At 35.9% G+C, this 24,124-nt stretch carries 19 protein-coding genes; 13 read left to right on the top strand and 6 right to left on the bottom strand.

Translation table 11 applies throughout. The features are described from left to right. Positions 1 to 106: 106 nt before the first annotated feature. The 4 genes from KORDIASMS9_RS09460 to KORDIASMS9_RS09445 all read left to right on the top strand — a co-directional run bounded on the left by KORDIASMS9_RS09460 (position 107) and on the right by KORDIASMS9_RS09445 (position 4,168). On the top strand, positions 107 to 1,606 hold the full coding sequence (locus KORDIASMS9_RS09460) for a sensor histidine kinase KdpD (RefSeq protein ID WP_114902613.1): 1,500 nt from the start codon (positions 107 to 109) through the stop codon (positions 1,604 to 1,606). Next, positions 1,603 to 2,286 carry a response regulator transcription factor gene (locus KORDIASMS9_RS09455; RefSeq protein WP_114902612.1) on the top strand — a complete coding sequence of 228 codons (684 nt, stop codon included), beginning with the start codon at positions 1,603 to 1,605 and terminating at the stop codon, positions 2,284 to 2,286. Before KORDIASMS9_RS09460 ends, KORDIASMS9_RS09455 begins: the two co-directional genes overlap by 4 nt. Positions 2,287 to 2,723: 437 nt before the next feature. Then, complete coding sequence (locus KORDIASMS9_RS09450) at positions 2,724 to 3,476, top strand: hypothetical protein (RefSeq protein WP_114902611.1); 753 nt, start codon at positions 2,724 to 2,726, stop codon at positions 3,474 to 3,476. A gap of 77 nt (positions 3,477 to 3,553) precedes the next feature. Further along, entirely contained in the window at positions 3,554 to 4,168 is a 615-nt protein-coding gene (locus KORDIASMS9_RS09445) for a deoxynucleoside kinase (RefSeq protein ID WP_114902610.1), read from the top strand. A gap of 218 nt (positions 4,169 to 4,386) precedes the next feature. On the opposite strand, the gene KORDIASMS9_RS09440 is transcribed toward KORDIASMS9_RS09445, so the two are convergent. Beyond that, entirely contained in the window at positions 4,387 to 4,638 is a 252-nt protein-coding gene (locus tag KORDIASMS9_RS09440; protein WP_114902609.1) for a hypothetical protein, read from the bottom strand. Between the two features lie 154 nt (positions 4,639 to 4,792). Between KORDIASMS9_RS09440 and KORDIASMS9_RS09435 the strand changes: the two genes are divergently transcribed. Together KORDIASMS9_RS09435 and KORDIASMS9_RS09430 are read left to right on the top strand one after the other, a co-directional pair. Then, positions 4,793 to 7,294, top strand: a complete 2,502-nt coding sequence (locus tag KORDIASMS9_RS09435; protein WP_114902608.1) for a hypothetical protein — start codon at positions 4,793 to 4,795, stop codon at positions 7,292 to 7,294. Positions 7,295 to 7,308: 14 nt separating this feature from the next. Next, positions 7,309 to 7,794, top strand: coding sequence for a cyclopropane-fatty-acyl-phospholipid synthase family protein (locus tag KORDIASMS9_RS09430; RefSeq protein ID WP_114902607.1), 486 nt, complete (start codon positions 7,309 to 7,311; stop codon positions 7,792 to 7,794). Between the two features lie 5 nt (positions 7,795 to 7,799). Here the strand turns inward: KORDIASMS9_RS09430 and KORDIASMS9_RS09425 are convergent, their stop codons facing one another. From KORDIASMS9_RS09425 to KORDIASMS9_RS09405, 5 genes are all read right to left on the bottom strand, one after another. Next, positions 7,800 to 9,335, bottom strand: a complete 1,536-nt coding sequence (locus KORDIASMS9_RS09425) for a rhomboid family intramembrane serine protease (RefSeq protein ID WP_162819858.1) — start codon at positions 9,333 to 9,335, stop codon at positions 7,800 to 7,802. A 567-nt stretch (positions 9,336 to 9,902) separates the two neighbouring features. Further along, positions 9,903 to 12,230 (bottom strand): sodium-translocating pyrophosphatase, encoded by a 2,328-nt coding sequence (locus KORDIASMS9_RS09420; protein WP_114902605.1) that lies wholly within the window; start codon positions 12,228 to 12,230, stop codon positions 9,903 to 9,905. A 115-nt stretch (positions 12,231 to 12,345) separates the two neighbouring features. Next, positions 12,346 to 12,873, bottom strand: a complete 528-nt coding sequence (locus KORDIASMS9_RS09415) for an inorganic diphosphatase (protein ID WP_114902604.1) — start codon at positions 12,871 to 12,873, stop codon at positions 12,346 to 12,348. Positions 12,874 to 13,029: 156 nt separating this feature from the next. Continuing rightward, entirely contained in the window at positions 13,030 to 15,552 is a 2,523-nt protein-coding gene (locus tag KORDIASMS9_RS09410; protein WP_114902603.1) for a DUF5686 and carboxypeptidase-like regulatory domain-containing protein, read from the bottom strand. Between the two features lie 76 nt (positions 15,553 to 15,628). Then, positions 15,629 to 16,606, bottom strand: a complete 978-nt coding sequence (locus tag KORDIASMS9_RS09405; protein ID WP_114902602.1) for a pyruvate dehydrogenase complex E1 component subunit beta — start codon at positions 16,604 to 16,606, stop codon at positions 15,629 to 15,631. Between the two features lie 444 nt (positions 16,607 to 17,050). On the opposite strand from KORDIASMS9_RS09405, the gene KORDIASMS9_RS09400 reads away from it, so the two are divergent. The 7 genes from KORDIASMS9_RS09400 (at position 17,051) to KORDIASMS9_RS09370 (ending at position 24,039) form a co-directional block, all read left to right on the top strand. Further along, positions 17,051 to 17,797: an electron transfer flavoprotein subunit beta/FixA family protein gene (locus KORDIASMS9_RS09400; protein WP_114902601.1), complete on the top strand. Its 747-nt coding sequence runs from the start codon at positions 17,051 to 17,053 to the stop codon at positions 17,795 to 17,797. A gap of 112 nt (positions 17,798 to 17,909) precedes the next feature. After that, entirely contained in the window at positions 17,910 to 18,878 is a 969-nt protein-coding gene (locus KORDIASMS9_RS09395) for an electron transfer flavoprotein subunit alpha/FixB family protein (RefSeq protein ID WP_114902600.1), read from the top strand. A gap of 94 nt (positions 18,879 to 18,972) precedes the next feature. Next, a complete protein-coding gene (locus tag KORDIASMS9_RS09390; RefSeq protein ID WP_114902599.1) occupies positions 18,973 to 19,620 on the top strand; it encodes a bifunctional nuclease family protein in 648 nt (215 codons plus the stop codon). Positions 19,621 to 19,633: 13 nt separating this feature from the next. Continuing rightward, complete coding sequence (locus tag KORDIASMS9_RS09385; RefSeq protein WP_114905195.1) at positions 19,634 to 21,361, top strand: nucleoside transporter C-terminal domain-containing protein; 1,728 nt, start codon at positions 19,634 to 19,636, stop codon at positions 21,359 to 21,361. A gap of 115 nt (positions 21,362 to 21,476) precedes the next feature. Beyond that, positions 21,477 to 22,301 (top strand): thymidylate synthase, encoded by an 825-nt coding sequence (locus KORDIASMS9_RS09380; RefSeq protein ID WP_114902598.1) that lies wholly within the window; start codon positions 21,477 to 21,479, stop codon positions 22,299 to 22,301. A 29-nt stretch (positions 22,302 to 22,330) separates the two neighbouring features. Next, on the top strand, positions 22,331 to 23,158 hold the full coding sequence (locus KORDIASMS9_RS09375; protein WP_114902597.1) for an energy transducer TonB: 828 nt from the start codon (positions 22,331 to 22,333) through the stop codon (positions 23,156 to 23,158). 116 nt (positions 23,159 to 23,274) lie between these two features. Next, on the top strand, positions 23,275 to 24,039 hold the full coding sequence (locus tag KORDIASMS9_RS09370; RefSeq protein WP_162819857.1) for an energy transducer TonB: 765 nt from the start codon (positions 23,275 to 23,277) through the stop codon (positions 24,037 to 24,039). Positions 24,040 to 24,124 lie beyond the last annotated feature (85 nt).

Below are 24,124 nucleotides of genomic sequence, written 5' to 3'. Positions count from 1 at the left end.
ATATGAAAGACTTTCTTTTCGATTTTGGTTAATGAACGTTAACGAGTGTTAACCAATACTAGTTTACAACCAATAACTTCTTACTTTTGAAAGGAATTAAAAAATTATGAAGCCACAACGCTCTTCTTGGATTTTATACGGAATTATTGCCACAATCGCCATTACGATTGCTGTGCAAGTGTATTGGAATTACAAGAATTATCAAACCAATAAGCAACAATTTATCAACCAAGTGCAAATTAGTTTGGACAATGCGGTAGAAGCCTATTATGCAGATATCGCAAAGAAAGATAGAGTAATGTTTGTTTCTATGGACGCTTCTAATTTGGGCAATTTGCCATCATTTGACAAGCTTAGAAATATGGATACAGATTCCATTTTACGTATGTTTGGTCATGATAATTACAGAGAGTCTGATACCATTATTATTGAAACAAACCTAAAGGAACTGACTCCTAACGCTAAAGAAACGATGGATTCTTTACTTATTTCAGCAGAATCTTCGATTAGAACAAAGTTTTCAAAATTCGCGAACAACCTTCAGCAATATAAAGATAGTGTTCGCATGTTCAACGAAGTAGCCTCTTTATACATTTCTATTTCCGAAGATTCTTTAAATTTTGAGAAGCTAAAAGATTTTCTTGATATAGAATTAGACCGAAAGCAAATTGCCATTCCCTATCATTTGCAATTATCCGTGAATGATAAAGTGATCGATGAAATTGGCGATAAGACACTTCCCGCGAAAGCATTAAAAACCTATGCAAAATCTGTCTACCGAAAAGCGGACGAAAAATTAGCAATGCAGTATACAAATATTCAAATTCCTGTATTGAAAAAGAGCATGTTCGGCATATTTATATCTACCTTTCTCTCTTTGGCAATTATCAGTTCGTTGCTGTATTTATTGCGTGTAATTCGCCGCCAGAAGCAACTCGCAGAGATAAAAAACGATTTGATCAGCAATATTACACACGAGTTTAAAACACCCATTACTACGATTTCTACAGCATTAGAAGCGATTCAACATTTTGATGCCATTAAAGACCCTGAGAAAACACAAAAGTATTTGTCCATTTCCGACAAGCAATTGAAAAAGTTGCACTTGATGGTCGAGAAATTACTGGAAACTGCCACGCTCGACAGCGAAAAGTTGTTCTTGAAAAAAGAAAGTATACACATTGTTGATTTTATCCAAAATATCACCGATAAACAGCGCACACTCACAACGGAAAAGACACTTACATTTCAAAGTAATGTAGATGAATTGTATACAGAAATTGATCCGTTTCATTTTGAAAATGCTATCAATAATTTGATTGATAATGCACAGAAATATGGTGGCGATGCAATTGAGGTGAATGTGACGAAAGTGCTGGAAACAATAGAAATTACGGTTTCCGACAATGGAACTCCGATTGACAAACAGCAACGCGAAAAGATTTTTGACAAGTTTTACCGAATCCCGAAAGGAAATACACATGATGTAAAAGGTTTTGGAATTGGACTGTATTACACGAAAAAGATTGTTGAAAAACACCACGGAACTGTTCAACTTGTGCCAAATACGAAGCATACTATTTTTAAAATTACGCTGCTAAAATGAAGAAAGACACCATCAAATTATTATTAGCAGAAGACGAATCTGCCTTGGGACAAATTGTGAAAGAAAGTCTGGAATCGCGCAATTTTGAAGTGTTTTTATGTGAAAATGGCGAAATAGCCTTGAAAACCTATCACGAAGTGCAACCTGAAATTTTAGTGTTGGATGTGATGATGCCGAAAAAAGATGGCTTTACATTGGCACAAGAAATTCGACAAGAAAATGCAACGATTCCGATTATTTTTCTAACCGCAAAATCGCAAGTAAAAGATGTGGTAGAAGGTTTTCAACATGGCGGAAACGACTATTTGAAGAAACCGTTTAGCATGGAAGAATTGATTGTGCGGATTCATGCCTTGTTAGACCGAATTCACCTAAAACAAGATCATACACAAATTCCGATTGGAAGCTACATTTTCAATCATACCCAACAACAATTACGTTGGAAAAAAACTGCCACACAACTGACACACAGAGAATCTGAATTGCTTTTTCACTTATCCGAAAAGCGAAATGCAGTGTTGGATCGAACGTTTATTTTGAACAAACTTTGGGGCGATGACGACTTTTTCAACGCCAGAAGTATGGATGTTTTTATTACCAAACTTCGTAAGAAACTCAAAAACGATCCTGAAATTCAAATTGTGAATGTGCGCGGTTTTGGGTATAAGTTGATTTGCTAAATTATAGTAGTGAGTATTGAGATTTTAGTAGTGAGATTTTAGATTTGTCATTCCTACATGTCACATTGAGCGTAGTCGAAATGCAGACAGGAATCCACTTTATGATTTCAAAGTACTTCTCGATACAAATTTGCTGCATTTCGACTACGCTCAATGTAAACATTACGAAAAATCACTCGAAGTGACGACTTGAAATTGAAGTCGAAAATGAACTTGAAACACTAAACGTCAGATTGAGTGAAATTCTGAAAGAATTTTGTATCGAAGTCTGCTTGGTAACTCAATTTTTAATGAAAACATTTCCAAATCTTCAAATGAAAATCACAACAATATTGCTACATTAAAAAATTGATACACTGCTACATTAAAAACGGTTCATTTTTTGTACTTTGTCAACCATGAAATCGCTGCTTCTTTCTTTATTCCTTTGTTGTTCCATGTGTACGTTCGGACAGAAAACCATCACGGCAACCTTGCTACAACAAGATAGCTTGGCAGTTGACCGTTTTGTAGCGATGGATAATTTTGGCGCGTTGTACGTTATTCAGAATAATATTTTGATGAAACGCCTCGACGGAAAAGAATGGCAATACAACAATTTTCAAATGGGGAAAATTACCTCGGTGGACATTCTGAATCCGCTGAAAATTACACTCTTTTACGAAGATTTTAATACCGTAATTGTGTTAGATAATACACTAAACGAAATTAAACGAACCGATTTTAATATTATTGAAGATTTTAAAAATCTAGCCGCAGCAACCACTGCAAACGATCGGAATCTTTGGATTTTTGATACGAATACACAACAATTGGAAGTATACAACTACGTTCAGCAAAAAACGCCAGTTCAAAATTTACCAATTCCCGAAAAATTCGTCACCCTAAAAAGCAATTACAATTTTTGCCGCGTATTGACAGAGACAAAACTGTATCTGTATAATATCTACGGAAGTTTGCTTTCGGAAAAACCACTAGAAGGCGCGACCGATTTTGACATGACGAATGAGGAAATTATTTTCTTAAAAGACCAACAACTACATTACAGCAAAGATGACGAAGTTTATCTTATAAATATACCATCTGACGGAATTGCCATCAAACAGTTTTCGCTTCACGATGATATCTTGTATATTTACGACGGAATTGTATTGTACCGATTTCAACTCAAGAAACCAACAAAAGAATAAAGAAACGAATATTTTTTAGAATCGACTATAAAATCCGCTAGTCCGATTGTAAAGCGAACACCTAATCACAGAATCACATGCATGTTGCAATTGCAGGAAACATTGGCGCAGGAAAAACAACCTTAACAAAATTATTAGCAAAACATTACAACTGGGAAGCACATTTTGAAGATGTCGTTGACAATCCGTATTTGGATGATTTTTACACGCAGATGGAACGATGGAGTTTTAATCTCCAAATTTACTTTTTAAACAGTCGTTTTCGACAAGTTTTACAAATTCGTGAAAGTGGAAGAAAAGTCATTCAAGATCGTACAATTTATGAAGATGCACATATTTTTGCTCCGAATTTACATGCCATGGGATTGATGACAAATCGTGATTATGAAAATTACCAATCGTTGTTTGAATTGATGCAAAAATTGGTAGATGCGCCCGATTTACTAATTTATTTACGTGCCGATATTTCTACGTTGGTTGCGCAAATTCACAAGCGTGGACGCGATTATGAAAACTCAATCAGTATTGATTATTTAAGCCGATTGAACGAACGGTATGAAGCTTGGATCTCCAAATACAATAAAGGAAAATTACTCGTAATTGATGTCGATAATTTGGATTTTGTAGACAATCCTGAAGATTTAGGAAATGTCATTAATAGAATCGACGCAGAAATCCACGGATTGTTTTAGAAACAATTTTTTATAAAATACAAAGCGGCTGTCTTGAAAGTCGAAATTTCGTCAAACCAAACCTTTCGACTGTCGCTTAGGACAGGCTTGATTCGGTTTCTCATAACTGTTGAAAATCAGCTTTATGAGAGTATGGATCACACTTCAATAAGCTCAGTGTAAAAGTCCAGAATGACGGCTTTTAAAACTTTTAAGACAGCCTCCTTTTTTGCTTGATTTTAACACCAACCCGTTTCTACTGCACAACCTCTACAGTGAATTGGATCACTCAATGGATGATTGTTTGTCAAACAATTATAATCCGTTGGACAATTGTTTGTTGGACAATTCCACGTGCCGCAATCTCCTGTGCCACAATCTCCTGTCCCGCATAAAACAGGCGCAGTTACATAACCTCCGCTAATGCTTTCTAGATTAGAAACTCGATTTTTCCCTAAGGTCAATTTGGTGTTTAATTTCTTTTTTTTCATGTTGATATAATTTATGATTAATATTCTTCAACAATCTACAATTTTATCTTACAAACACATTTTAGTTTACCATACTATTTCTACGTAATTACACGAAAAAACACTTGTTTTCCCTAAAATTGCGTATTTTTCTCTAAAATCAGTCACTTTACCAATGCTTCACTTTTTTAAAGGATTCACTAACACACCAAAAAACGCCAGTGCGAAACTGTATGTAACTTCTCATTTTTCACTACTAAAGTTACAAAACGAGTTACGTTCTTTCTATAAAAAAAATGCACAAAACAAGCTGATTTTCAAAAAGATACGAAACGGATTTACCGTTGATATTGACATCAAAAATGATTCAAAAAAAGAGCTTATTACAGCAACGCGCTTGCAGTTTTTACAGAATAAAACAGTTGTACGCGTCGTTGCAGAATCTATAGAAATTGAGCTAACTTCGTATCAGGAAACTAAAAAAGCTGTTGATTTTAATTTGAAAAAACAAGCTTTTTTTACGCACTTGCAAAATTTTCTATTGACGTTACAAAACGATCATTTGTATGTGCTAAAAAATGAGGAGCAACTTCCTTTTGTCGCTTCCGCAGATTTGGAAACGCAGAATTTCATATTTCATCAACTGGAAACTAACGAATATGTTTTGAGTATTTTGGGCGTGAGCGAAGTCGTTTTTAAAACTGTTGAAACAGCTCCAAAACATACAATTTGGCATTTTGTGTTGACCTCAACGCGTACTTTTTTACTAGGAAAACATTCAGAAAGTGATTTTGTTATCGTGAAAATTTCCCCAGAAAATTTCACCATTCAAGAACGTACGGGTAAAGATTTGATTACAGTGGGAAATTTGTCGTTTTATACCGAATTTATGAACGATGCCGTGTATTTGGAAATGCTACCCGTGATAATCGCTCTCAAAAATCGTTTGACAACTTTTGGCGATCTTCTCGCAAGGAAATACACCAAAAAAGAAGCGCATTTGTTGTTAGCTTCCAAGGTATATAATTTAGATAACACTGCTGTAGATTCGTTATGCAACACACTAAAATCGGAGTTAATTTTACAGCTTAAGCGTGGCAAAATCTCCGCCGAACAAGAAGAAAATTGGTTGGAAATTTTCACAAATCACATTCCGAAACACGCAACTTTTGGACAAGATTTGGTTCAAATTGTCACAGATTGGCAATTGGCATTTGCAGAGCAACAGAAAATATTGCGCATCTTACAACCATTTCAAAAACCAGAAACCGCCAAACATACGATTGCTTTTCACGAACATATTTCACAACTTTTTTTAGAAAAAGAAAAGAAAGCAGAAAGTATTTTCGAATTCAATTTGAATTACGCACAACATTTACACAATGCAGCACAATTTTCAGAAGCGATTTCGGTGTATAGAACGATTTACGAGTCACTTCCAGATGATAGTATCACAGATTTATTACCCAAAAAAACGACCAATATTTTTAATGGTGAAGGCGGACGACAGTTAAAAGTTACAATTTTAGAAGCTATTTTGGAGATTCAAGAAAAACTGAATGCAGATGTTTCCAAAACGGTTCACCAACTTGCGGAATTACAACCGTTGGTTGCTTCCAGAATTGAAGCGTTGTACGATCATGAGAAGTATCAACCGAAAGCGGAAACCATCAAAGAAATTTTACACACAAAAACATTTAATATTGCGACAGAACTTCCAAAAAGTTCCTTTCAAAACCTCCAAAAAAAAGAAATTTTACCCAAAGTGGTTCCCAGTTGTTTTAAAGATGCGAAAGGCTTTTTTGATTCTTTAAACAATTTTATTGCCGATTTGAATCCGCCAGATTACAACGCTGTGATTACCTTTTCTGATCGTTTGAATGCAGCCAATTATCCTAAGATTTTTCTACGCTTGACCGAAATTTGTACGGCTTTACAAATGGACGTTCCTGAATGTTATATTGGTCGTGGCAATTATGCAAATGCTGTAATTGGTGTAGAAGGCAAACCTTCCTTTTTAATTGTTGGAATTGACTTTTTAGCACCAAACAACATTCGCTATTTAGAACTCAATGCGTTGACATTTTTGATCACTATCGAATTGGCACATATGTATTTTGAACATTCAAAAATTACCGCAACCGATGTTTGGCGTGGCGCCGCAGATAAAGGATTTTCATTGATCAATATGCTGCTGACTATCTTGCCTTTTGCCGGAAATATTGGAACGTTGTTTGGAAATGCGAAAGCAATTGAAAAGTACGGAACTATTTTACAGCGCGTAGAACAAGTGGCAAATGCTGCCGAAAAAGGAAAGGAAATTAAAGACGTGAGTGACACGTTTAATTTGAATCCTTTTAGTAAAAAAACTACGCAAACAAATACTTCTGAAAACTTGTTGATTACTTCAAGATTGATGGAAATCATCGCGGATAAAGTCGCGCTGCTGTTTTGTGATGATTTGAAAGCTGCCGTAAAAGGTTTGTTGGTTGGCACGAAATTTTATGAAGAGTATCATTCTATTATTACAGAACATGGCGTGCAACACTTTCTTTCGCAAACCAATGAACAGGATGAATTTGTGCATCAAGAATTGATTATACGCTTGAAAAGTTTGTGCGCATTTTATGTATCAGACACTTTTGAAAATTTACAAAAACAACTCTATTCCTCTTAAAAACTGTAGCTAATTTGAAAACATTCCCAACGCGACTCGACGAACCTTTTGAAAAAACGATTGACGAAGTTGTTCAAGAAAAATTAAAATTGTTAGCATTGCAAGATGGCGACGTGCTAGTAGATTTAGGTTGCGGCGATGCAAGAAATTTGATTGCTGCCACCAAACTTGCCGATATACAATGCATTGGTTACGAAATTCTGCCTAAAGCGTTGGAAGCTGCTACAAAAAATATTGAAGATGCAGGATTGGCAGATCGTATTGAAATTATAGAAAAAGATTTTTTACGGGCTGATCTTTCTAACGCAAACGCATTGATTTTATATTTAACGCGAAACTCTTTGGGAAAACTTTCGGGAAAGTTAGAAAACGAATTGCCCAAAGGCACTAGAATTGTTACACACGATTTTGACATTCCAGGTTGGACAGCAGAAAAAGTGATTGATTTTCAATCGAAAGAAGCATTTTTATTTACTTTTTATGTGTATTGTGTACAATGATCAAGCTACTTTTTTGTGAATTGTTTTTTATACAACAGCACTAAAATGGCTCCAATTACAAATCCACTAAAAAGTCCGCCAAAGTGTGCTGCATTGTCAATTCCGCCAGAAAAAATTCCGAACAAAAGACCAATTCCACCAAAAAGGCCTAATACGATCCACGCAGCCGAACGTTCGTATTTTGGATATACTTTGAATACTAAAAAGGCTAAAAGCAACCCGTTTAATCCATAAATAGCTCCGGAAGCGCCGACACCGACCGTATTTTCATACCAATAGATACTTGCCAAGCTCGCTAGAATTCCACAAGTTACATAGATTACAATTAATTTTACAGCTCCAACAAAGTGTTCTAATAGCATTCCTAGAAACGCAAGACCAACCATATTCATGCCTAAATGTAACAAGCCACCGTGAATGAATGTCGCCGAGAACAATCGCCAATACTCACCATTTAGGACTTCTGTTCTTCTATTTCCGCCAATTTCGAGTAATTCTTGCGGTGTTGGCGACATAAGATTGAGTCCGTAAAGAACCATCACTAAAAACACACCTATATTTAACAGTATTAAAATAGCACTTGCTTTATACACTCCAGTTGGATTTAAAAATTTCAAAATATCTTTTACGTCATCATCACGAAGTGGTTTTTTTTGCTGGAAACGCTTCCATTCTTCTTCATCAATTTTAGGAATAAGAATCATGATCAACAGGACAAAAACACCAATACCATACGCACCAAAAATCCATGGAAATGTATTGCCAAGTCGCTCGCTGAAAGCTTCTTTCTTAGGAATGAGTATGATTTGTTCTTTGAGATTTTTGTCTGGATATTGCTCTTTAATTGCATTTAAAAAACCGTCCTTATCGTCAGAATATCCTAGTTTTTCAAAGTAGCGAACATCTTGGAAGTTATACTTATTAAATTTCTCTTCGGAAGATCTTATGAAGATCCTGTATGCGCTATTTTTCTTTTGTTCAGTGCCGCTGTTTTTAATGCTTCTAGAATACTCAACTCCATACCAAACATTATCTACAAACTTGAAAGGACAAGAAAGGTATAAGTGAAAATTTAAGTTTTCATTATTGCGTCCAGAAACTCTAGAATTTACATGCGACAAACTTGCATACTTATTTACTTGAAATGCAGGTATTGTAAAGTATTTTTCATTTTGTAAGTTTTGAATTTCTGCAATAGAAGATACTTCTTGTAGCTTGTATGCGCTTTTTACGAGATATTGTTGACTCATCATTAATGGAATTCCTGTTGCAAATGCCATGACAAATACATACACAAAATGTCCATCATCTCTTTTTCCGCGAAGATTTAGAATTTTGACTTTTCTGCGAAGAAAAACATATACTAAAATCCCAGCAACCGTTATGGGAATCCAAAGGTTTAGTAAGTTTTCTTTTAGTGGTAAGATTCCTAATTTGATATCAAAGAACCAACGAAAAGCAGTATAACTCACAATTGTTCCAATAGAAACTAGCAAAAAAGGGAGAAATATGTATTGAAGTTTTATTTTGATGTTTTTCAAACTATTGGAATCGTTTTTAAATGATGCTTTGTAACGAAATGAGTTCAATTTTTCAAGAAAAACCGATCACTTTTGAGTTATACGTATCTTTTTATTCTTTTGAATGTGCAACTTTGAATGCATCTTTAACTTCTCAAAGTTGAGTTTCAAATATAAATCATATTATTAGAAAAACCTCTACGGAAAACAATTTGAGATCCCGCTATACAGCGGGATTAGTTCAACTTACAACTTTGAGTGCGTCTTTAACTTCTCAAAGTTGAGTTTCAAACTATGAAATATCACTATTAAAACCGCAGTGAAAAATTTGATGAGATCCCGCTATACAGCGGGATTAGTTCAACTTACAACTTTGAGTGCGTCTTCGACTTCTCAAAGTTGAGTTTCAAACTATAAAATCTAACTATTAAAAACCGCTGCGGAAAATTTGATGAGATCCCGCTATACAGCGGGATTAGTTCAACTTACAACTTTGAGTGCGTCTTCGACTTCTCAAAGTTGAGTTTCACTAAAAAAAGCCGTAATCTTTCGATGACGGCTTTGTAAAAATTATAAAAAGTCGGTTTTTTATAAATTTTCCTCTTTCATTGTGATGATATTCAATGCTACATCGGCTTCGGTAGCTTCTTGTGCATTGACTTGAATGATATTTGTATCTACTTCTTCCGCAGTGGCAGTTTCATCAGGATGTCCTCCTAATATTGGCGCAATTACCAATCCGATTAAACACGTTAATTTGATTAAAATGTTCATTGATGGTCCAGACGTATCTTTGAAAGGATCTCCAACAGTATCACCAGTTACCGCCGCTTTGTGCGCGTCAGAGCCTTTGTATGTCATTTCTCCGTTGATCTCTACTCCTGCTTCAAATGATTTTTTAGCGTTGTCCCAAGCGCCTCCAGCGTTGTTTTGGAAGATTGCCCAAAGTACACCACTTACAGTAACTCCTGCCATATATCCACCTAACATTTCTGCAATGGCTTTGTTTTCCATTCCAAATGCTAAAGGAACAAAAGCAATGGCTAATGGGAATCCGATGGTTAATAACCCTGGCAACATCATTTCTTTTAAAGATGCCTTAGTAGAAATTGCCACACATTTATCGTATTCTGGTTTTCCAGTTCCTTCCATAATTCCAGGAATTTCTTTGAACTGGCGACGTACTTCGTATACCATTTCCATCGCTGCTTTTCCTACGGCGTTCATTGCTAAGGCAGAGAATACCACGGGCACCATTCCACCCACAAATAGCATCGCTAGTACAGGAGCTTTAAAAATGTTAATTCCGTCAATTTCAGTAAAGGTTACATACGCTGCAAACAATGCTAACGACGTTAATGCCGCAGAAGCAATTGCAAATCCTTTTCCAGTTGCTGCTGTGGTGTTTCCTACTGAATCTAAAATATCGGTACGCTCACGTACGATTGGATCTTGTTCGCTCATCTCTGCAATTCCTCCTGCGTTATCTGCAATAGGTCCGAAAGCATCAATTGCTAACTGCATTGCTGTAGTTGCCATCATTGCTGAAGCTGCCATCGCTACTCCGTAGAATCCTGCAAATGCATAGGATGCCCATATAGCTGCAGCAAATAATAATACAGATGAGAAGGTAGAAATCATTCCTGTTGCCAAACCAGCGATGATATTTGTTCCTGCACCAGTACTTGATTTTTGTACGATGGCTAAGATTGGTTTTTTACCCAATCCTGTGTAGTATTCTGTGATGGATGAAATAACTCCACCCACAAATAAGCCTACTAACGTTGCGTAAAATACACGAATTGCGGTGATATCTACTTTTCCTTCTCCAAAGAACTCCATTTTCATGGTTTCTGGTAACATATAAGTACACAATCCAAAACAAGCAATAGCTACCAATACAATTGATGTCCAGTTACCAACATTTAATGCGCCCATTACTTGCTTTTCTTTGGCTTCGTTGCTCTTTATTTTTACTAACATGGTTCCAATTACAGAGATGATGATTCCTGCTCCTGCAATTGCCATTGGTAATAATATAGGCCCAATTCCTCCGAAACCATCCGTTATACTTCCGCCCATATCTTTAATGATATAGTTTCCTAATACCATTGCTGCGAGTACGGTTGCTACATACGAACCAAATAAATCGGCTCCCATTCCAGCAACATCACCTACATTGTCTCCTACATTATCTGCAATGGTTGCAGGATTTCGTGGATCATCTTCTGGAATTCCCGCTTCTACTTTTCCTACTAAATCGGCTCCTACATCGGCTGCTTTGGTGTAGATTCCTCCACCAACACGTGCAAATAATGCAATAGATTCTGCTCCAAGCGAGAATCCCGCTAGTGTTTCTAGTACGATTGTCATGTCTAAATTTGACTTGTTTAACAATTCTCCATTAACAGTTACCATTTCATCAGACCAAACTCCTCCCATAAAGTAGTGGAAGAAGATTAGGAAGAACGCTGTGAGTCCTAAAACTGCTAAACCAGCAACTCCAAGTCCCATAACCGTTCCGCCACCAAATGATATTTTTAAAGCGTTTGGCAAGCTGGTTCGTGCGGCTTGTGTAGTACGAACGTTTGTTTTGGTTGCAATTTTCATCCCAATATTTCCTGCAAATGCTGAAAATACGGCTCCAAAAATAAATGCAACGACGATCATCCAATGTGTTGTTGGCACAATGAACGAAACTCCTGCAAGCGCTACACTTACTACAATTACAAATATTGCTAAGAGGCGATATTCTGCATTTAAGAACGCCAATGCGCCTTCGTAGATGTGATCCGAGATTTCTTTCATTTTCCCGTCGCCTGCGTCTTGCTTCATTACCCAAGACTTTTTTATGAGCATGTAGATTAAGCCTATTGCTGCTGCAACTATCGGCATGTAAATCATCAGTGATTCCATATTGTTTTTTTGATTTGTTAATTAGCGGCGTAAAAGTAACAAAATCAAGCAGAAAAAAAAACCTTCTAAATCGATTTAGAAGGTTTTTTTAAGATTGTATGTTGTAATATTTTTTTTATATCGTAAAGTCGCCGTTTTTTTTGTGTTCGCTGGCTTCATAACGTTCAATGCATTTATCTACAATTTCGTAGGCTTCATCAGCATTTCCCCAGCCACCAACATCAACTTTTTTCTTTTCTAAATCTTTGTATACTTGAAAAAAGTGTGTTATTTCTTTGATTCGGTGTGGATTCAAATCTTGAATGTCTTCATAACTATTCCAAATTGGATCACTTACAGGCACACATACAATTTTTTCATCGGGTCCTTTTTCGTCTGCCATGTGGAATACGCCAATTGGTTTAATTTCCATAACACACATTGGAAATGTAGGCTCGGTTCCTAACACTAATACATCTAATGGGTCGCCATCTAAAGCTAGTGTTTCTGGAATAAAACCATAATCGCCAGGATACATCATGGAAGAAAATAACATTCTGTCAAAACGTATTTTTTTTAGATCAAAATCGTACTCATATTTATTTCTACTTCCTTTTGGAATTTCAATCAGTGCATCGAAGGTTACTTTTTCTTTCGCTGTCATAAAACCATTTTATTTGTCAAACATTTTTTAAAAAGGGCTGCAAATTTAGGTAAAACACTTTGACTGAGCAATGAAGAAGCGGTATTATTTGATGTACGCTTTTAAATTGCCCATATTTCTGTGAACGAAAAATCTATTTTTACAGCGAAATTACCCTTAGAAATGAAATCCAAACGCGCCTGTGACACCAAATTGGCGAGCGTCAATATTATTTTTGTAGTTTCCTCGGAAGTTGAAGTCGATTCGAAAGACTTTAAAGATGTTTCCAATTCCGAGTGAATATTCCCAGTATATTTGATTGTTGGGTGCAATTCGCTCTGGCGTGATGTTTCTAAATGGCAAACTTTCAAATGCAGGAACGTTCATGGCAACGTTTTCATCTGAAATGCTTCCCCAAACTCCGCGAATTCCTACTATTTCACGTAAATTCAACTTTCGTAAAAACGGAATTCTCGAAAAAATACGTCCGTTAAAATTGTGTTCTATGTGCAAAGAAGTGTACGTATCTGTCACAAATTCATAAAAATTTAATTGTGAAAACGTGTTGTGAATGGAGAAATATGCTTGATTTCCTGGCACGACATTTAATAAACTTAACGGAACCGTTCCAAATGTTTTTCCAGCTTCAAAGGTTGTGTATGTTCGTCCGAAACCTCCAATTTGGAAAGGCTGTCTGTAAAATAATTGTACACGAGAATAGTTGAAATCACTGTTGAATAATCCTTCTACACCGCGACTGAAATTAAGATAGATTCGTGGAAAATCATCGTTGACAATTTTGCGTTCCACACCATGACGAATGGTTTTTCTTCCGGGTGTCATATCTATTGAAAAATTAATTTCCGATTGCACCAAACGATCGTTGATTCCATTCGGAGCTTGCGGATCGAGATACGACAAACTAAACGTAGTCGGCGACGCAGATCGCATGGTTTTGTAGGAACTTCCTAAACGCAAGGTAATATTTTTCCAAGGTTCCATTTGCACCGCCAAAGTAGATAAATTGATGTCTGTTAAACGATCGCTGTTTCCAGAAGCAAATAATGCGGACGATGCAAAACTTCTTCCCAAGACATTGTCATTTACGGTTAGACTTACACCTGTTTGCTCCACATCGCGTCGATTTCCTGCGGAGACAATCAATCTGTTTTTAGGACTGAGTAACCATTTTCCAGAGATTCCATATTTGAATCGATTGTCACCAAATCCATACGCGCCATAACCTTCAATACGCCATTTGTCGTTTGGTCCGAAATACGTTCGTCCACCTGCGCGAAGTCTGATGCCTTCCACATCGTTGAATCCGAACGTGGAGAAAATAGGTCCGTAATCCAAATTATATTTGTCAAATTCTACATAACCAGACGCTAAAATAGACGCCAAATTGTACAAACGTTTGAACTTAGGCACCGTTTTGAGCGTGTCCAACATTTTATACACACCTTGTTCGTCTTTGTTCAGTTTTTCCATTCGGTTTTCTGCCCAAAACTCGTCATTGCGTTCGTAAATTTCTTGATTAAACGGATTGATCTCTTGGCTGTAAAAATCAGAAGATTTTTCTTCATCAAATACATAATTGTCATACAAAGTGGTTCGTTTTCCGTAGACACCTTTCGATTTTTCTTTTTTGTTCAACGCAAAATCAGACAACATATAATCGCGTTTTAGTAAGAAAACAGAATCGTTTAACACGTCAAATTCCTGTTCTATATATATTTCTTTTACCCAGTTGATATTGGCACTTTTACTAGCTTGCAAATTGATTTTTTTGATGGCAAATGTGGAATCATTCACCCAAAAATCACCTTTAAAAGTGAGTTCATTTTTTCGTCTCGGATAGTAAATAATATTGTAACACAATTTGTTGTCAATGTACGCCGTATCTGCCAAGACATAGTTATACGTGTTGATTCCTGTACGCGATAATGGACTGGTAAAACTCTTGTCAAAAAACTTTAGGTAATTATCGTAAATATCATAATCGTTGTATAAATCTTTAACAAAAGAAGTAATGGTTTCGTTACTACTAAAACCAGAGTTTTTATTCCCGATTAGGTCTTCTTTTTCTTTGTTTCTAACATTATCACCATACACTTTTGAAACCGCTTCGTTGATAAAAATTGGCAAATAGGTTTTCCCTGTAATGCTGGAAGTATCTATTTCTTTAAAGATGAATTCCATACCACGAAACAGCCTGCTTTTCATCATGGCGCTGTCAATTGTATTCAAGTCAAACTCAACTTTTTCATACTTATCGTATGCATATTGTTTGAATTGTCGAATACCGTTGAAACGTTTTCGCTTCCATATTTTACGGAGAATGTCAATTGCGGGATTGTTCTTTTTGGGTTGTTTTCCCGAAACAATGACGACAGCTTTGAGTTTTTCACCTTCTTCCAAGGTGATTTCCATTTTATAATTGACTTTTTTGGTCAATGTGACTTCTTTCGTGGCATATCCAACAAAAGAAAAGACGACTACTTTATATGTTTTATCTGATTCAAGGTAAAATCGACCATTTTCATTACTGATCGTTCCTTCAATAGAATTTTTAAATACCACATTGGCAAAAGGTACAGGTTCTCCTGATGAATCTTTAATTACTCCGCTTACTTTTGTCTGGGAAAAACCTGTATAACAGAGTAAAATGGCTAAAAAACAAAATAGTGTAGTCCTCAAATTTGTATCATTTTAAAAACAAAAACTTCATCAACAAATATGCCGATGAAGCTTTTATAACGTTAAAAGTTCATGTTTATTTATACATAACTTTTTTTACAGCTTTAATTACGTCATTTTTATTTGGCAACCATTCTTCCAATAATACGGGAGAATAAGGTGCTGGCGTATCGGCTGTATTTATTTTTTGAATTGGCGCATCTAAGTAATCAAATGCTTGTGCTTGTACTTGATATACAATTTCTGTAGCTACATTTCCAAATGGCCATGCTTCTTCTAAAATCACCAATCTATTCGTTTTCTTTACAGAAGTCAAAATAGCATCGTGATCCATTGGACGCACGGTACGTAAGTCAATAATTTCACAAGAAATTCCTTCTTCGGCTAACTCATCTGCAGCTTTGTATGCTTCTTTGATGATTTTTCCAAAAGAAACAATGGTTACATCTGTTCCTTCTCGCTTAATATCTGCAACTCCTAATGGAATTGTGTATTCCCCTTCTGGAACTTCTCCTTTATCACCATACATTTGTTCAGATTCCATAAAAATGACAGGATCATTATCTCGGATCGCCGTTTTTAACAATCCTTTTGCATCATATACATTAGAAGGAACGACTACTTTTAAACCTGGGCAATTGGCAAACCAGCTTTCAAAAGCTTGTGAATGTGTGGCGGCTAATTGTCCTGCTGAAGCTGTTGGGCCACGAAAAACGATTGGTATATTTAGCTGTCCACCTGACATTTGACGCATTTTCGCAGCATTATTTATGATTTGATCAATTCCTACTAAAGCAAAATTGAAGGTCATAAACTCAATAATTGGTCGGTTTCCGTTCATGGCAGAACCAACTCCGATCCCTGCAAAACCAAGTTCTGCAATAGGCGTATCAATTACACGGTCTGCTCCAAACTCGTCCAACATGCCTTTAGAAGCTTTGTAGGCTCCATTATATTCGGCAACTTCTTCTCCCATTAAATAAATGGTTTCGTCTGCGCGCATTTCTTCGCTCATGGCTTCAGCTACCGCTTCTCTAAACTGTATTGTTTTCATACAATTATTATTGTTTTAAAAAAGTGAAAAACAAAAATAACAATTAATTCCAAAATTGGTAGTTACTACATCAAACATTTCACAAAGACACGTGTTTTTATGATTTCTTTAGCAAAATAAAGAACTCTTTGAAAATCTTCTTTTGTTTCCACGCCCAAAATGTTACAATGTATCAATGTTTATTTCTACATAAGATGTTCATAAATGAAAAATAAAAACGAGAATGCTTTTAAGAAAAGTAGCTTTCATAGCGACAAAACCTAAGTTTGTTTGCACAAAAAATTAGTGAATTCCCCCAAAAAACGTTTAAAAATTATTGATAATTGAATAATTCGTTCAAAAAATAAAAAATTATTAAAAAATACTATGCATGCATAGTATTTTTAGAGAAATATTCAGTATATTCGTCAAAATTTTAAATTTCAATTAAAACATATAAATTCCATGAAAATATTAGTATGTATTAGTCATGTTCCTGACACTACTTCAAAGATCAATTTTACCGAAGGAGATACTAAATTTGATACCAATGGTGTACAGTTTGTAATTAACCCAAATGACGAATTTGGATTGACACGTGCCATGTGGTTTAAAGAAAAGCAAGGCGCATCTGTAGATGTTGTAAATGTTGGAGGTGCTGAAACCGAACCTACATTGCGTAAAGCATTGGCGATTGGAGCAGATAAAGCGATTCGTGTAAATGCAGCAGCAACTGACGGATTTTTTGTAGCTAAACAATTAGCTGCTGTGGTAAAAGATGGTGGATATGATTTAGTAATCGCCGGAAGAGAATCTATTGATTATAACGGTGGAATGGTTCCTGGCATGTTAGCTGAATTAACAGGTGCCAATTTTGTAAATACATGTATTGGTTTAGAAATAGATGGAACTTCTGCAACAGCAGTACGCGAAATTGATGGTGGAAAAGAAACTTCAAAAACATCTTTACCACTAGTTATTGGAGGACAAAAAGGATTGGTAGAAGAAACAGATCTTCGCATTCCAAATATGAGAGGAATTATGATGGCACGTAAAAAACCATTAAATGTAATTGATCCTGTAGATGCAGCCAAAGAAACAACCGCTGTAAAATTTGAAAAACCTGCACCAAGAGGAGCTGTAAAGTTGGTAGATGCAGGAAACATTGACGAATTGATCAACTTGTTACACAACGAAGCAAAGGTGATTTAATCTAGCGATTAAATCATTCCGAATTCATTTTCGGAATCTTTTCAATCAATAATCTTTTAATTATTAAATCAGGTCCTGAATCAAGTTCAGGATAATTTTAAAAAATAAAATCATGTCAGTTTTAGTATATACAGAATCAGATCAAGGAAAATTAAAAAAGGCAGCCTTTGAAGTAGCATCCTACGCAAAAGAAGTTGCCAACCAATTAGGAACTACCGTAACTGCAGTTACGATCAATGCAGACAATACTGCCGAATTAGGAAACTATGGTGTAGATAAAATATTAAATGTATCTGCGGATGCATTAAAAGATTTTAACGCAAAAGCCTATGCTTCAACCCTACATCAAGCAGCTGCTAAAGAAGATACCAACGTAGTCATCATCAGTTCAAGTGCCGATAGCAAAACGTTGGCGCCAATTTTAGCGGTAAATTTGAATGCAGGATATGCTTCAAACGTAGTGGCTGCTCCAAGTAGCACGAGTCCTTTTACCGTAAAAAGAACTGCTTTTACAAACAAAGCGTTCAATATGACAGAAATTAACTCGGATGTAAAAATCATAGGTGTTTCTAACAATGCCTTTGGGTTGGTTGAAAATGAAGGTGCCGCTGCGGCGGAAGCGTTCTCGCCAAACTTAGACGATTCGTTATTCGGCGTAAAAGTGGATTCCGTAGATAAAGTGACTGGAAAAGTAACGATTGCCGATGCAGATGTTGTTGTTTCTGCTGGTAGAGGATTAAAAGGTCCTGAAAATTGGGGAATGGTAGAAGAGTTAGCAGACGTTTTAGGTGCTGCAACCGCGTGTTCGAAGCCAGTTTCTGACTTAGGATGGAGACCTCACGGAGAGCATGTAGGACAAACAGGAAAGCCCGTAGCTTCTAACTTATACATTGCGATTGGAATCTCTGGAGCCATTCAGCATTTAGCTGGAATCAACGCTTCTAAAGTAAAAGTTGTCATCAATACAGACCCAGAAGCTCCTTTCTTCAAAGCGGCAGATTATGGTGTTGTAGGAGACGCATTTGAAGTAGTTCCACAACTAATCGAAAAATTGAAAGAATTTAAAGCGAATAACGCATAATTTTTGCTAAATTGTGCCCAACAAAGGGCTGTCTAAAATTGGGAAACCCTTTTTTTAGACAGCCTTTTTTTATGAGAATGCATTTCAGAGACAAATGAGTTTAGTAAAACTAAATATAAAGGGAATTTCATACAGTCAAACGCAAAACGGAGCCTACGCGTTAATTTTGAATGAAGTTGATGGAGACCGAAAACTCCCGATTGTAATCGGTGCTTTTGAAGCACAATCCATTGCTATTGCTTTGGAGAAAGAAATCAAACCACCGCGACCACTTACCCACGATCTTTTTAAAAACTTTGCCGATCGCTTTGATGTGGTTGTCAAACAAGTTATTATTCACAAATTGGTAGATGGTGTATTTTACTCAAGCATTATCTGCGAACGTGATAAAATAGAAGAAATTATTGATGCGCGTACTTCCGATGCGATTGCATTGGCACTGCGTTTTGACGCGCCAATTTTTACCTATAAAACTATTTTAGACAAAGCGGGAATCTTCTTAAAATTAACTTCTAAAGAAGAGGAAGAAGAAGCCGAAAAGGAAAGTATTGTCGTAGACGAATTGTTTACCGATGAAGAAGAAGAAATGGATACTGTGGAAAGTACGAAAGATAATACTTTAAAAAAATTATCACTTCAAGAATTATACAACATGTTAGATGGCGCTGTGGCGGATGAAGATTATGAAAAAGCAGCTAGACTTCGTGATGAAATCTCTAACAGAGAGCAAGACAAAAAATAAAACACCTATTCAAATGCAGAAATTTGTAGCAAGTATTCTAACAGTATTCTGTGTGCTTTTTCATGTAAGCGCGCAAGAAACTGAAATTGATGGAACGTGGAATTTTAGCAGCATTCAAAACGCACAAAGCGAAAGTATCATTCCCGTTACCAATGCAGACAAACTGAACTTAGAAGCAGGTGAATTTCAATATCAACTTGCCGCTAAAAACAATCTAAAAGCCAGCGGAGATTATATTTATCAGAATAATTTATTGGTTTTTTATTACAACCAACCAAACGATACCATTCGTAAATATAAAATCACTTCTCTGAATGATTCTACCTTAGTTTTTAAAGAAAAAGGTGTTTCGTATCAATTCAGTAGAGCAAAAGAGAAGGAAGTAAAAGCGGTTACAGCAATTACCAACACAGATCAAACTAGCGATATAAAACCAAGCGAAGGATTCAGTACGAATAGTTTACTACGTGGTGTTTTGGGAATGTTAGTCTTGCTAATCATTGCATTTTTATGCAGTAGCAATCGAAAAGCCATCAACTGGAAAACCGTTGGTTTAGGGTTGGCATTTCAATTAATTATAGCCATTGGTGTATTGAAAGTTGGCTTTGTACAAACTGGATTTGAATTTGTTGGACAATTGTTCATTGAAATATTAGAATATACCAAAGCTGGAAGTACATTTTTATTTGGTGGTATGATGAATGAAAAGTCGTATGGATTTATTTTTGCTTTTCAAGTATTGCCTACCATCATCTTCTTCTCGGCACTTACCTCTGTATTATTTTACTTAGGAATTATTCAAGTCGTTGTAAAAGGAATGGCATTGGTTTTAACGAAATTATTAGGTATTTCAGGTACAGAAAGTTTGTCTGTTGCCGGAAATATCTTTTTAGGGCAAACCGAAGCACCCTTATTGATTAAAGCCTATTTAGAAAGAATGACTAAATCTGAAATTTTATTGGTCATGGTCGGAGGAATGGCGACAGTAGCTGGTGCCGTTTTGGCAGCATATATTGGGTTTTTAGGAGGAAGCGATCCCGAATTACAACTTGTCTACGCAAAACACTTATTAGCTGCTTCTGTAATGGCTGCGCCAGGTGCGATTGTCATTTCTAAAATGCTGTTCCCGCAGACGGAAAAAATTAATAATGACGTAAAAGTTTCTCAAGAAAAAATAGGTTCTAACATTTTAGATGCTATTGCTAATGGTACGACAGAAGGCTTAAAATTAGCAGTAAATGTCGGAGCCATGCTATTAGTATTTGTGGCTTTTATTGCCATGATTAACGGAATTTTAGGCTGGGTTGGAGACATTACATCCTTAAATAGTTGGATGGCAGCAAATACAGTATACTCCGAATTCTCACTAGAAGCGATACTAGGAACTGTTTTTGCGCCCTTAATGTGGTTGATTGGTGTTGCCATGGAAGATATTATGCAGATGGGACAACTCTTAGGTGTAAAACTCGCCGCAAGTGAATTTGTAGGTTATATTCAATTAGCAGAATTAAAAGATGTTGCAAATGCATCACATTTAACATATGAGAAGTCTATTATTATGGCTACCTATATGTTGTGCGGTTTTGCCAACTTTGCTTCTATCGGAATTCAAATTGGAGGCATTGGTTCACTCGCACCTGGACAACGAAAAACATTGTCAGAGTTTGGAATCAAAGCTTTAATTGGAGGAACCATTGCTTCTTTAATTTCGGCTACCATCGCAGGAATGTTGATTGGCTAAATATAGTTAATAACCTATTGATAAAATACAAACGCTTTGGTTCAAAATCAAAGCGTTTTTTTTATTTTTATGAACTGCAAAAATTGTATCGCATCATAATAAAAAAGAAAACACCATGAGACAATATTTAGATCTTGTAAAACATGTATTAGCACACGGAAATGAAAAAGGAGATCGTACAGGAACTGGAACGAAAAGTGTATTTGGTTACCAAATGCGTTTTGATCTCAACGAAGGTTTTCCGATGGTTACGACTAAAAAACTGCATTTAAAATCCATTATTCATGAATTGTTATGGTTTATTAAAGGAGATACCAATGTAAAATATTTGCAAGAAAACGGTGTGCGTATTTGGAACGAATGGGCAGACGAAAATGGCGATTTAGGTCCTGTATACGGACATCAATGGCGCAATTGGAATAGTGAAAGTATTGATCAACTCTCAGAAGTGATTGAAACTTTAAAAAACAATCCAAATAGCAGACGCATGATGGTTTCTGCCTGGAATCCGAGTGTACTGCCCGATACTTCTGTGTCTTTTAGTGAAAATGTAGCCAATGGAAAAGCTGCGTTGCCGCCATGTCATGCATTTTTTCAATTTTACGTGGCTGATGGAAAATTATCGTGTCAGTTGTATCAACGAAGTGCGGATGTATTTTTAGGCGTTCCGTTCAATATTGCTTCATACGCGTTGTTAACGATGATGATGGCAAAAGTTTGCGGATATGAATATGGCGATTTTATTCACACGTTTGGTGATGCGCATATTTACAGCAATCATTTTGAGCAAGTGGAATTACAGCTTACACGTGAACCGTATCCGTTGCCAACGATGAAGATTAACCCAGATGTAAAAAGTATTTTCGACTTTACTTTTGAAGATTTTGAATTGGTCAATTACAAACATCATCCGCGAATTAAAGGTGCAGTTGCGATTTAATCAATTCATTACGACAAAAAAAATTACTTATGAAAAACTTTTTTTTACTAATGCTTTTTGTTGGATCAGCACATGTTGGTTTTGCACAAAAATCAACACCGCCACAACCGCCACCATCCACACCTTTTGCAGAAGGTTGCGAAGATGTTTCTGATCCGTATTATTGTACAGATAAAAAACTTCGAGATCTTGCTTTTGAAGCATTAGCGCAAAGTGATATTGATCAAATTCTGCTGAAGACCGAAAAAGACACTATCTTTATGAACACCAAACTCTATTTTTATAAAAACAGAGAGTTAGCAACTGACGTTTCTTCCGTAAGGTTTCATGAACGCGAATTAACATTTTTTGAAGTTGATTTGAGTTTTTCTTTGGAAGACATACCAATCAAACCTACTGCTGAAGAAAAACCGAGAAAGACTGGTTTTGCAAGTTATCTTTTTTTAAAGATTGATCGTGAAAACAAAAAATTGATTCCTTTACCCGATTACGAACCTGAAAGAATTCCGTTTAGCGGTCCCGATAGATACATTGTGTATCCAGGTTGTGAATCTAAAAAAAACAACAAAGACTTGCGAAAATGTATGTCGCAAAATATTTCAAAACATGTTGCTGAATATTTTGACACCGAATTGGCAACCAAGCTCAATTTAAAAGGAATTCAAAGAATTTATGTGATTTTCACGGTTGATAAAGATGGAGCAATCATCAAAGTTAACGCCAAAGCACCACATCCAAAACTTGCAAGAGAAGCTAGAAGAGTTGTAAAATTGCTTCCTGAAATGAAACCTGGAGAATTAGAGAATACACCTATTGCCTTACGCTATACACTTCCCATTATTTTTAAAGTTCAGTAATTTTCACAAATATTGTATTCAATTTAGTTTGAATCACAAGAATGATTTGTAATTTACAGTCTATGATTTTATTCAATTTCAAAAAGAATTATATATTACTAAGCTTTGTTTTGCTAATGTATACTGGGTTTTCTCAAAATACAACTCCTACAAATGTAACTGCTGTCGACTGCCAAAATGTTTCCGACACAGCGTGCACTAAAAAGAAAATCCATGAAGCTTTTTTCCATGTTTTGAATGCTTCCGATATAAAAAAGGTCATTCATAATACTGACAAAGACACCGTTTTTGCCACAATTCAACTTTTATTCAAAAAGCCATCAGGAAAGATAAAAATGGCAGCTTCTTATGTTCGTTTTTTCAAAGAAGAAGGAAATCCATTCAACTTTGATTTGTATCGTAAAGTCCAAAAACTTGATTTTACTATAGAAAAACCAGCAAGCAATAATACTTTTCCAAATCTTACAGAAACGGTTTATTTCCGAATAAACAGACAAAAAAACACATTGGAACCTTTGTATAATTACGCTCCTCCACCAAAACCAGATTCGTACGTGTTATTTCCAGGTTGTGAAACGATGACAACGCGTCAAGACCAAATGCGCTGTTTTGATGAAAAAATGACAGCTCATCTTGGCAAACATTTCAATCGTGATTTGGCAAGTGACTTAAACTTGGAAGGCGTTGTAAAAATTAGAATTCTGTTTAATGTAACAAAATATGGCACTATTAGAAATATACGAGTTATAACTCCACATTCAAAAATTGAAGATAATATCAAAGAAGTAATACATTTAATTGATGGTTTTAGACCAGCTATTAGAAATGGAATGCCCAAAAGCACTCGAATCATGATTCCTTTTAATTTTATCGTCGAATAAGATTCTTACATTATATCATTTTCAACAAAATAGCTACATAAACTATGAGAGATTTGTGTACATTTACATGAATAATACCATTTTA

This window comes from Kordia sp. SMS9, from assembly GCF_003352465.1.
GTDB lineage: Bacteria > Bacteroidota > Bacteroidia > Flavobacteriales > Flavobacteriaceae > Kordia.
Note: the sequence above shows the minus strand (reverse complement) of the source record. Positions and strands in the feature narration are given on the sequence as shown.